Here is a 12,188-nt window from a genome sequence, read left to right on the forward strand (position 1 = left end):
AAACAAACTAAAATAAAGGAACACATCATACATTATTTAATAATACACATTAGTCATATAGTCTAATCTTTAAATGACTTATATTGCTTACAAAGAGACATCTAGTTAGATTTAGGAAATAAAACATGTATAATCAATTTCCTGATAAATCAGGTTTCGTATCATGAAAAGTAAACTCTCTATACGTTCTCATTTTGATTATTTATTTGACCAGATCTCACTCTTTTGTGAAGAGCTTCAACAAGCTGAAATAATTCAAGCTAGCTACTTTAAACTTCCTCCAGTTCAAAAGAAAGATGAACTTTCAGCACCGGATAGTATCCATGTTGAAAAACTAACAGGTAAGGCAGCACTGGCAAGTTGTATTGCATCATACAAAGATCTTTTCCTTGATAAAAAGGAAAGTGGAAAGGTACTTACCAGACACCCCGGAATACTTCTTGTTAATGACCCTAGCTGTGAAATAAAAAACAGGCTAGTTGAAATTAACCTTGCTAAAGATGCTTTTAGAGAGCTTATTCTTGAGATCGCAAATAATGATGCAAGATTCGAGGCGGTACACAGTGCCATCCCAGGGTTGGTGACATTAGCAGCCTACAGAAAAATTCATTTCGAGCAAGCTATTCCTTACTCCGTACGCTTTACTTGGATGACTAAACATTCAACCAAGACACTTTCTAAAAAAGCAGCTTTGGATATATTGCAAAGGTCTTCTCAGTATACAAATCCAAGAGCAATTGATCAAAACAATTGGCAATCTCTGGTAGAGCAAGAGCGGGTTAGAGTAGCAAGTTTGCCTTCTTTAGCAAAGTTAAGAATAAAAAGACCTACTCGAGTAAGTCCTGAAGTTAACGTTCGTTTCAGTGCCAAAAATAGATATCATGTTAGTGGAGCTTTGCCGTTCGTATTGCTAAATCCTCAAAAGGAAACCAAAATTGGAGAGCTAAAAAATTACATTCGTGATGAAAACGACCCCAGAAAAAAAGAGTATAATTATCTAATAGAAAGAATTTATTTGGAAACCATCAAAAGCTAATTTTAAATTGTAATAAAATAAACGCAGAGGTATTTGCCCTACTTAACATAGCCATAAAGATCACATCATTACATGCCTATAAAATAAGTGATTGCCAACTAACATTACAGCATTTCATCTTGAAAATCGTAAATTTGCTTTTTGCTTAAGCCAGCAATATTACAGATTGATAAAATACATCATATTGAAATGTTATGTTCATTGTATCATCTCCAAAAAGGCCGTTCATTCAACATTAGAGCATCAGTAAAAAAGAACAGCGGCATTCACTTATAGTAGTTGGATGCATTAGTTAATGCTTACCCATATTTTGTACCAGTATGTATTAGGCCTCTAACGTAATGGTTGTACCACGTCAAGGATAAACCTCCTCTGATTTAACATAATCAATTACCCTTCAAAAGGGCGTGTCATTTTAAAAGTTCTGTCATTAAGTAGTACTAACCAACGAATCCCTCCACCTCAACTTTTGGATCTATCTTGCCAATAATCTGCTTGCTCTCGATACACTAATCACAATGCTCCAGGTTTCTATTCCAAGTCGATAGTCTCTTTTCAAGGACACATCATTAGCTTGAGTTAACCAGTCTCATCGACACACAGGAGTCATCACTGTCCAGGCAGAATGCCCCACTAAAAGAACACATCATTTATAGGGGCCATGATAATGGGGTTCGGCCATTGTACTCAATCGTCACACTGCAATCAGCAATCTAACAGCCATTCGAAATAGACCAGTTCGCTTAAACTTCATTCCATTGCACAACCACCCTGATCAAATCGGCTTTTGGATCTATCTTGCCAATAAACGGCTTGCCTTCTATCGATAAGGAACACATCATTTAATAATGATTAACCATGCTCATAGATACGCTACATTCATAACCGTCCAACCTCAATCACTCATACTAACCCAAGTAGAATCGTATGCCCCACTAAAAGAACACATCATTAATGTGAGCCATGATAATGTAGTTCGGCCATCGTACTCAATCGTCACACTGTCAATCAGCAAGCTAACAGCCTTTCGAAATGAACCGGGTCTCCTAGACTGCACTTCATTGCACAACCGCACTGATCAAATCGACTCTTGGATCTATCTTGTCAATAAACGGCTTGCCTTCTATAGATAAGGAACACATCATTTAATAATGATTAACCATGCTCGTAGATACGCTACAGTCATAACCGTCCAACCTCAATCACTCATACTAATCCAGGTAGAATCGTATGCGCCACTAAAAGAACACATCATTAATATGAGCCATGATAATGGGGTTCGACCATTGTACTCAATCGTCACACTGTCAATCAGCAAGCTAACAGCTATTCGAAATAAACCGGCTCGCCTAGACTGCATCTCATCGCACAACCCCCTGATCAAATCAATTATTGGATCTATCTCGCCAATAAACGACTTGCCTTCTATAGATAAGGAACACATCATTTAATAATGATTAACCATACTCGTAGATACGCTACAGTCATAACCGTCCAACCTCAATCACTCATACTGATCCAGGTATAATCCTATGTCCCACTAAAAGAACACATCATTAATATGAGCTATGATAATGGGGTTCGACCATTGTACTCAATCGTCACACTGTCAATCAGCAAGCTAACAGCCATTCGGAATAAAACGGCTTGCCTTCTATAGATAAGGAACACATCATTTAATATTGATTAACCATACTCATAAGCACGCTACAGTCATAACCGTCCAACCTCAATCACTCATACTGATCCAGGTATAATCCTATGCCCCACTAAAAGAACACATCATTAATATGAGCCATGATAATGGGGTTCGACCATCGTACTCAATCGTCACACTGTCAATCAGCAAGCTAACAGCTATTCGAAATAAACCGGCTCGCCTAAACTGCATCTCATCGCACAACCCTCTGATCAAATCAATTATTGGATCTATCTCGCCAATAGACGACTTGCTCTCGATACATCTGGTTTCTATTCCGAGTCGATAGTTTTTTCTCAAGAACACATCATTAAGATGAGCCATAATAATGGGGTTCGGCCATTGTACTCAATCGTCACACTGTCATTCAGCAAGCTAACAGCCATTCGAAATAAACCGGCTCGCATAGACTGCACTTTATTGTACAACCGCACTGATCAAATCGACTTTTGGATCTATCCTGCCAATAAACGGCTTGCCTTCTATAGATAAGGAACACATCATTTAATAATGATTAATCATACTCATAGGCACGCTACAATCATAACCGTCCAACGCCAATCGCTCAAACTAAATTCGGTGGAATCCTATACCCCACTAAAAGAACACATCATAAATATTTAATATCTATAACAATCTTATCATTAAATGGGAAAACCGGTTATATCCTACAATCTACAAGGTATTTGAAGATAAGTGTGTGTTTACTAAGCAAACATAATATATGTTCAAGTACAAGAATCTGCACATTGCGTTATAAAGTTTTGTTTTGAACAATAGAACGCCTTTTTATTTAACATAATCAGACGTTCTTCGTGAAATTGAGCAGTTATTAATCAACTAATTATTTTTTCACAATTTCTTCGAGCGTATCTTCATCAATAACTTCAGCGTTTTCTACAATCCGCTTGCCTCCCTGGATTTCAATACGCTTATTATGCTTATTTAATGCTAATATTTCGTCACAAAATTGAGCGGATGGGTGCATTTCATACACGTAATCAATAATTTTTCCGCTTTTATCATCTTTTACGTTTGAGATATGATATTCAGAGATAGCACCTTTTTCGATCAAATCCTTCATCGTTGTGGTCATATCCCTTCTTAGTGCTTTCAGTTTATTGTCGGTAATTTCATCATCAGGATAGATAGAACCATATTTCTCCATGATAGAGAGCAGCCGAAAATGGTAAGTTTTACCAGGCGCAGCATATCTCCATAAGTGGTACAAACGGAGCATCATCCAGCGAGATAAACCTCGTTTTAGCTCTTGTGCACTGTTGAAGTAATACCCTTTGTACTCCAAATTGTCGATCATGTTATGAACAAACGCATTAAGACAGGCTACACATTTAACGTTACCACCCTGACCTTTTTTCCCGCTAAAGTGTAATGAAGATAAAAAATTCATATTCGACTCATAGAAAGAGTCATCTATATCAGTGCTTTTAGTATCAGTGGCTCGATATTTAAATGAAAGTTTGGACCCTTGAAGCGCCTCTAAAGATTCTTTAATTTGAGGATAAGGCATTGATTGGCCAACGGCTTTTAACTCCTGAGCCAACTCGTTCATAGAAAAAATTACAGCATATTGAATACCGGACTTAAAATTAATTTTTACTATCTTACCTTTTGAAGCGAGGCGGATCAGCGCACGTTCAACCTTTTCTTCTCGATCTGATGGCCAAACCAAAAATTCCGCTTCCTCCCCATCTTTTTTACTGCTCACCACAGCAGGAGTGATTTTTAGCTCACCGTCGTATACTATTCCATCAACTTTTTCAGAAATTCTTCTGGAAATGATCGTTTTCTTTGGAGCTTCTTCTAAAGGTAGCTTTTTATAGCCAGAACGAACAAACCGTCCCCACAGGTCATAGTGATTAAAGGTATTAGAGTAAGCCCTCAAACCATGAGTAGCACTTTCAAGTGAAACGCGTACGTCTTTGTTATCAGTAAACAACGCTAAACTTTCGTTGTCAGTTGCACTTTCAACACCATGGATCTGACCTCTAAGGGAATCAGGTAAATTATCAACAGAGATGTTTACCTTACGGCTCATTTTATTACTTCCAGAATTTTGTGACGGTTAATGACAACACATTCACGATCAAAAGTTAATTGTTTAAGTTAGTATAAAACTGATCCAGACTAAAAAACACGAAGAGATCACATTTTTACTAACTGTCACGCATTTCTGGATCAATATTTTATCAACTGCTGCTCAAAATCGCGGTTCAAATCACAAAACTAGCGTTGATTTGAGCCAAATATCGCGTTGTACGCCGATCGTTGTGGATAAATTGAGATCTGGCTAGTAAGGATCCGATCCATTCTAAGTAGAGATCAGATCTATACCAATGAAATCCCTTCAAAATTCTCAGCAATGTGTATAACCCCATGAAATAACTTAGTAAAATATGGATCCAGCCGTAGGTAAAAGTGGATAAAGCTGTGTGTAAATTGTGATTAATTATGATTTTGAATCTACGGTTGGTAAAAAGCCGATCTAGGAGTACAGAAAGATCTGATCTTAACCAAGTATTCTCTTGATCCAAAAAATTTACTGTTTATTCAATAAAAACAAAAAGATACCTTTCATTTATAGGCCCTTAGCCTTTAATACCTATAGATCTAACCATTTCTAAACTTATTTATTTAAGCTTTAAGTAAGATATAAAGTAAGATGTCATTGTTTTTTTATGTTTACTGCAAAAGTAATGGACATTATAATAATAGCCATCATTTGAAGGAAATAACGTATGTCTATCAATAGCAATGCGCTCTCAACGTACCGGCTGCTTAAAGCAACAGCTGAAGTAGCTGAAAAATCACTTGAAGGTCGAATTCAGCATTATCGTGCACATCTTAAAAGTGAAGATAAAGAACTTCGTACTTACACACAAAAAGCAGCAGCAGATTTGCTCGGCGTAAACAATAGAACACTGAAAAGACGGCATGATCAAGGTGATTTTGATCACCTGGCAATTCAGAAAGGGGCTAATGGTCACTATGCTTATACGTTAGCCAATATTTTTTCTATGGCTGAAATATTGGGGATCAAAGCAGATCACAGGCAGGCATCCGATAAACTTCAGGTTATTGTGATTAATAGTTTAAAAGGGGGTTGTGGTAAGACAACCAGCCTAGTAAACATTGCAGCAGCACTTGCGACAACAAATATAAAACGATACCGGATCGGGATCATTGACCTTGATCCCCAAGGATCGTCTTCCAGTTTTTTTCCTTCACAAGATCCTGAACCGATCACAGTCGGTGATCTAATGCGTGATTGTATAGAACTTGATGAAGGTGAAACCTGGGGTCAATTGGTATCAGATGCATTCAGAGAAACACATATTCCAAATATCCGTGTATTACCCTCAGGCATGGATGATTTTTATTTTGAGCATGAAACTGCAACTGAGCTAAAGGAATCTTCGACCTATGCACAGACCCGCCACTATCATAAGTTAAAGGAGAAGGTCATAGACCCGGTTTCAGAGCAGTTCGACATAATCCTGATAGATACCGCGCCTTCTCTTAATTTCATGTTCTATAATGCGTTGATGGCGTCTACAGCCATGTTGATCCCAGTGCATCCAGAAGCTGTAGACTTTGACGCAAATAATAAGTATCTGAAACGATTGGGCGAGATCTATCATACTGTAGCAGCCCTTGGCCATGAAGGCTGGGATTTTATGCAATTCCTGGTTACTAACTATGTAAAGGGTAATCATTCTCAGCGTGACATTGTAAAAGATGTTCGCAGTGCCTTTGGTCGCCAGGTCATGAGTTATCCGATCAATCATAGCTCCGCTATTACGGCAAGTTCTTCATCGTTCAATACGATTTTCGATCAGAAAACTTCCGATTCACTCGCTAGTCGCGAGTCTCTCATTAAATCGCAGGAAAACATCAAAGACGTTGTTGATGAGCTTGAGATGTTGATCCGCTCAAATTGGCAATCAACTCAATCATCACTTGATCAGTAAGCAGGTAATCAATTTCATGGCTAGAAAACGTAAAAACGACACACGCATCGATCCATTTGCAACACCCGTCGAAGGAAGTAGTTTGGATGATCTATTGGATCAGGCAAAAGTGGGTGATGTAGTAACAATGCCCGCTCCAAGCGATCCTAATAGAATGATCACTTTGATCTGTAAGGTGATCAAGCATAATGAGATAGGTCATGTTACAAAGGTATATGGCGATAATCGACGCGATCAGACACTGTTAAACGAGCGGTCTGTTGCAGATATACTGCCTGCCATTGAAGCTGATAAACGTAATTTACACCCTGCGTTATGCTGGGAAAAAGGCTCAGTACAAGAAGTATTATCAGGCTCCAGACGCAGAAAAGCGTGTTTACTGGGGGGGGCTGATTATGTGATTTTAACCTCTGCCGATTTTACGGATGAAGACGCAAAAGTGCTCTCAGTATCGTCAGATCAGTACATTGCACCGAGCTTATGGGAACAGGGCAAAGCCTTTTCACAGACTAAGCAGGCACTTATCCAACAAGGTAAAAAAGGCTCCTATCGCGAAATTGCCGCTATCGAAGGCTTATCACATACCGCTATTGCAGACTCTTTAAAAGCATTTGAACAAATCCCGGTTGAAGTTGTTGGTCTCTACCCAACAGCAAATCATCTGGGTCGGGAAGCCGCTAAGAAACTTATCACGGCTATCCAGGAACATAATGAAGCATTCAAAAAGAAAATAGCGGAATATGAATCAAAAAAGCTGACATCCGAGCCTGTCAGTGACGAAAAGCGTGCAGTATTGCTAACCAATTATCTGACGACTTTTTCGAAGGCTGAATCGAGAAACGTCGCATTGCTCGAAAACGACTATGTGAAAGTACAGAAGAATATTAAAAGCGGTGCTATCACAGTAAAAATAGATGATCGTGTGATGACTGAGAAACGCCTGGAGCAACTTGAGAAATTGCTCGCAAGCTTCAACTGAGTATTAACGGCCGGATTTACCGGCCGTTTTTCGTACTTTTTCGAATCAGTTGTCATCCAACCAGTCACTTTTTCCCAATTTATCGCCATTTGCCCCTTTAGCTCAAATACGTAATTTCATATACTGCTCTTTTACGTCTTTTTTATTGTAAACGAATGTCTTCGCAGTTATCTAAAGAGCAACTTCTAGCACTATTTGAGGAAATTAAGCAGGAACAGTCGACGCAATTTCCGTTGTCTGAGCGATTCCTCAAACAGTATTTCAATGCTGCCTTGTTGAGCAAGGCTAAACAGTATTTGCATGACGAGCAGATCAGCTTTTTGGAACACTCCGAGGATTTCACCAAAATTGATGCCCAAGTAATGGGTAACTTTGGTAACACCTTTACACAGCACATTAAAATTGAGCAGGTTAAAGGAACGCCTTCGGTTGAAGCGCAATGCACCTGTTCAAACAATCCCAAGTGTCGTCACATTGCAGCTGTACTGCTTAAGCTCAAAATCGATCATTCAGGCGGGTTCGGAGAGTCTTATCTGGTCAATGACTGGTTCAACGAATTAGCTCAGTTACAGCAAGCCAATGACCTGGATGTCACTAACGTGCTGCTATTTGTACTTGAATCACGCGGTAACGAGCTACTGGTTAACCCTAAAACTACGCCGCAAAAGCCGGATGGTATCTACCCACTTGGTCGTGCGCTGACTGAGCATCAACTGAATAGTCAAGTACCACCAAAGGATATACTGGAAAGTGATTTCAGACTTTTTTCCTGGATCCGCTCGCAAAACACGCCTGGTCATTTCGAACTCTCCGGAAGTTGGGGGTTTTCGGCTTTGCAGCAGTTGGTGCAGAGCAAACGTTGTTTCTACCAAAGCAGTCGAAAGCCCCTGACATTTGGCCATAAGCAACATCTTGAATTCGATTGGGAAAAAGACCGCGATGATTACCGCCTAACCAGTCATTTAACCGGTGTTGAGCAGTGGCAGCTGATTAAGACAGATCCACCAGTGTATCTTGATACTGAGAACATGGTGCTAGGTCGCATTGAGTCTGAATTGAGTGCCCAGGAAATTGCGCATTTGCATACCATGCCGTTGATCAATGCTACAAAAATAGAAGCGGTGATCAAACGTTTCCAGGATGTATTTGCTGACAATATCGTGCCACCACCGCAGGGGCACGAGCATCTGGTTAACAAGGATAAGCTAGTTGCCAGACTCAGCATAGAGCCAGGCCTGCCGTTTAAACTGGCGCTGTCTTTGCTAGATAAGGAAGGTCGTTATTCAAAAGCGAAACAGCTAAACCGCTGCGAAAAAATGCTCAACGGGCTTGGTTTTACTGCGCAGCAAAATCACTTTTTACTGCCACACGACGACGATGTGACGTATCACTGGTTTAATAGCGAAGTACGTCCTTACTTGCAAAGCAAGCTTTGGCAGGTCGATGAACTCCAGGGCGGGCGACCTGTGTTGACACCTAAAGTCACGCTGGTACTTAAACGGGACAAAAAACATCATGTAATTGGCCGCGTGATGTTTGATGATAAGCTGGTCACGCTCGACTGGGATAAAGTCCCTTCACATGAGGTGAACTCTCTGGCCAATGTTTATCAGTACATCAAGATTGCTGAGCAGTTCTACGCGGTACCCAAGGCCGTATATGACGAACTGTTAAAACTTAAAGGCCGATTCAGTTATTACCTTTCCAGCTCGCAATTTAAGTTTCCGCTCTCTTACGCCAGTAAGTTGTTTGAACTAACCGCTATAGAAAGTGTTTCAGACGACCCTCGCCTACTAGATTACCTAGAGGAGTTGAGTAAACCCGAACCGACAGCCACTGCGGTCACATCTGGTCATGGCGAGCATTTTACGTTACGAGATTATCAGATTCAGGGGGTCGACTGGCTGCGATTCCTGAATCGCCATCAGCTTGGTGGGATCCTTGCCGACGACATGGGTCTGGGCAAAACCCTACAGGTAATTGCGTATTTTATTTCTCAGCATAATACCCTGGTGACTAAGCCTTCTTTGATTGTGTGTCCGACCAGTCTGGTTGGTAATTGGCAAAACGAATTCCGTCGCTTTGCACCGCATCTGCCACTGTTAACTGTGCATGGTGCCCAACGTGACAAGCAGCTCAATCAGGTGGCAAGCGCGCGCTTTATTATTACTACCTACCCTTTGTTAAAACGTGATTTGGCGCACTATTCTGAGCTGGAGTTCGATTCCATCGTGCTCGATGAAGCGCAGTACATCAAGAATGAAACGGCGCAAATTTCCAAATGTGTGAAACAGTTGTCTGCCGAGTTTAAGCTATGTCTCAGTGGCACACCGGTTGAGAATAACCTGCTTGAACTTAAGTCTCTGCTGGATTTTGTCATGCCGGATGTTTTGGGCACCAAGCAGCAGTTTAAACACTACTTCCAGCAGCCGATTGAGAAAGAAAACGACACTCGCCGTGCCAAAGAACTCCAGTCTCTGATAGCGCCTTTCATTCTGCGCCGTACTAAGTCAGAAGTGGTCAGGGAGTTGCCGGCAAAAACTGAGTTGGTTAAAAAGCTTGAATTCAGCGGAGATCAAGCTGATATGTATCATCAGGTACAGGCCAAAATTGAGTCTAATCTGGTTGATTTGTTTAAAGAGCAAGGTGTGGAACGAAGTAAATTGGCTTTTCTGGATGCGTTGTTAAAGCTGCGCCAGATTTGTTGTCATCCCAGCCTGGTCGATAAAACTCAGGCATTTAACAGTGCCAAGTTTGACTGGCTATCAAGTCACCTACCTAACTTTCTTAAAGCAGGGCGCAAGGTAATTATTTTCAGTCAGTTCACCAGTGTTTTGGATATGATTGCCAACCATTGTGACGATTTAGGCATTCCATTCACTATGCTGACAGGCCAAACGCGACAACGAGACAAGGTCATTGCACGTTTTACTGAAGGTGAAGTGGATGTTTTCCTGATCAGCCTTAAGGCTGGCGGAACCGGCCTGAATCTGACCCAGGCAGACACTGTGATCCACTTTGATCCCTGGTGGAACCCGGCAGTCGAGAACCAGGCGACAGACAGAGCCTATCGAATCGGTCAGGATAAACCGGTATTCGTCTATAAGTTGATCATTGCGAACTCTATTGAACAAAAGGTTTATCAGATGCAAAAAGACAAGCAGGCGCTGGTAGATGCTCTGTTTGCTGATGCGGGCGTGAATTTGACCCAGTTTAATGAAGCGCAAATGCTCGAAATGATAAAAAACTAATTTTTTCTGAACTTTTTAGAACAGAGGGGGGTCTATCATTATGCTTGTTGTTAACGCCCAGTTTGTAGTAAGCATATTGTTGATTTCCCCCTATTAAATACAAGTATTGTATCGAGCCGGTTCAGTGTGAACCGGCTTTTTTTTGTGCGTTTTTAGGTTGTTCCATATTTGATCCACATTGTTAGACTTTAATAACCATATTGGCGAATTAGGATGCAATGGACTCAAGGGGCGAGCTATGTTGTGCTACGAAAATGCAATTTCACAGTTAAACTTTATTGAACCTCAGTCGCAGTGTGATTATGATCTATTGAACGAGGTGGCCAGTTCAGAAGATCTGGCAAGTATTCTGACCATGCTGCTATTTGATGAAACGTTATCAGACAAATTAAAAGGTCAGGTTAAAAAGCAGCTTTCACAACTAAAGGCTAAATCGAGAGGCTAAATGACATCTAAGCACCATATTCTTATCGTTGAGGATGATTACGACATTGCAGAGCAGGTAATGCTATTTTTTAAAGCCTCTGGATTCGACATTTCTCATATTGCGGATGGTGCCTTAGTGGTCGATTGGGTAAGAAAAAATAACCCTGATGCCATTTTGATGGACATCATGCTGCCAAACCAGGACGGTGTGGAATGTATGCGCCAGATCCGGAAGTTTTCTATGGTGCCGATTGTTATGCTGACGGCGAAAGTCTCTGAGGCTGACCGTTTAAAAGGGTTAGAGTTCGGGGCCGATGATTACGTCTGCAAGCCGTTCAGTGCTGCTGAGCTGGTTATGCGTATCAAAGCGATATTACGTCGCTGTCAGGCGGCTCCCAGTGCGTCTCAGGAGGCACCGATTGTTGTTGACGTTGAGCAACTGATTGTATCGATCAAGGGCCAGACCCTGTCTCTTACCAAAGTTGAGTTCGACGTGTTTGCCATGTTGTACCAGGCGCCAAATCGGGTCTTTTCACGCCAGCAAATCCTTGACCATATTCAGCCTGATAACTTTGATATTTCTGATCGCGTTATTGACAGCCACATTAAGAATATCCGTAAAAAAATTAAGCAAATCGATTGCTCGCCCAAAATTGTAGAATCGGTTTATGGTGCGGGTTATCGTTTTAATGAACAACAGCTCGACGCATAATGGACGGCGCATCAGCGCCGCGACATTACCACAATGAACTGGAAGAAAAGTACAATATAATAGGCATTTAGGCTATGTAATTGATATTATCTA

Annotated in this window: 7 protein-coding genes; 6 read left to right on the forward strand and 1 reads right to left on the reverse strand. The window is 40.9% G+C overall.

Translation table 11 applies throughout. The features are described from left to right. Window positions 1-163: 163 nt before the first annotated feature. Window positions 164-1,036, forward strand: a complete 873-nt coding sequence (locus MHN33_RS10975) for a DNA replication terminus site-binding protein (protein ID WP_239397970.1) — start codon at window positions 164-166, stop codon at window positions 1,034-1,036. Between the two features lie 2,543 nt (window positions 1,037-3,579). Here the strand turns inward: MHN33_RS10975 and MHN33_RS10980 are convergent. Then, window positions 3,580-4,794, reverse strand: coding sequence for a replication protein A (locus MHN33_RS10980; protein ID WP_125719856.1), 1,215 nt, complete (start codon window positions 4,792-4,794; stop codon window positions 3,580-3,582). A 700-nt stretch (window positions 4,795-5,494) separates the two neighbouring features. Here MHN33_RS10980 and MHN33_RS10985 point away from each other — a divergent pair. From MHN33_RS10985 to MHN33_RS11005, 5 genes are all read left to right on the forward strand, one after another. After that, entirely contained in the window at window positions 5,495-6,727 is a 1,233-nt protein-coding gene (locus MHN33_RS10985) for an AAA family ATPase (RefSeq protein WP_239397971.1), read from the forward strand. Window positions 6,728-6,743: 16 nt separating this feature from the next. Further along, entirely contained in the window at window positions 6,744-7,706 is a 963-nt protein-coding gene (locus MHN33_RS10990) for a transcriptional regulator (RefSeq protein WP_239397972.1), read from the forward strand. 155 nt (window positions 7,707-7,861) lie between these two features. Next, window positions 7,862-10,957, forward strand: coding sequence for a DEAD/DEAH box helicase (locus MHN33_RS10995; protein WP_239397973.1), 3,096 nt, complete (start codon window positions 7,862-7,864; stop codon window positions 10,955-10,957). A 238-nt stretch (window positions 10,958-11,195) separates the two neighbouring features. Further along, window positions 11,196-11,402 carry a hypothetical protein gene (locus tag MHN33_RS11000; RefSeq protein ID WP_046005164.1) on the forward strand — a complete coding sequence of 69 codons (207 nt, stop codon included), beginning with the start codon at window positions 11,196-11,198 and terminating at the stop codon, window positions 11,400-11,402. Beyond that, entirely contained in the window at window positions 11,403-12,095 is a 693-nt protein-coding gene (locus tag MHN33_RS11005) for a response regulator (protein ID WP_239397974.1), read from the forward strand. Window positions 12,096-12,188: the final 93 nt, after the last annotated feature.

Origin of the sequence: Pseudoalteromonas sp. OOF1S-7, from assembly GCF_022347765.1 — a bacterium.
GTDB lineage: Bacteria > Pseudomonadota > Gammaproteobacteria > Enterobacterales > Alteromonadaceae > Pseudoalteromonas.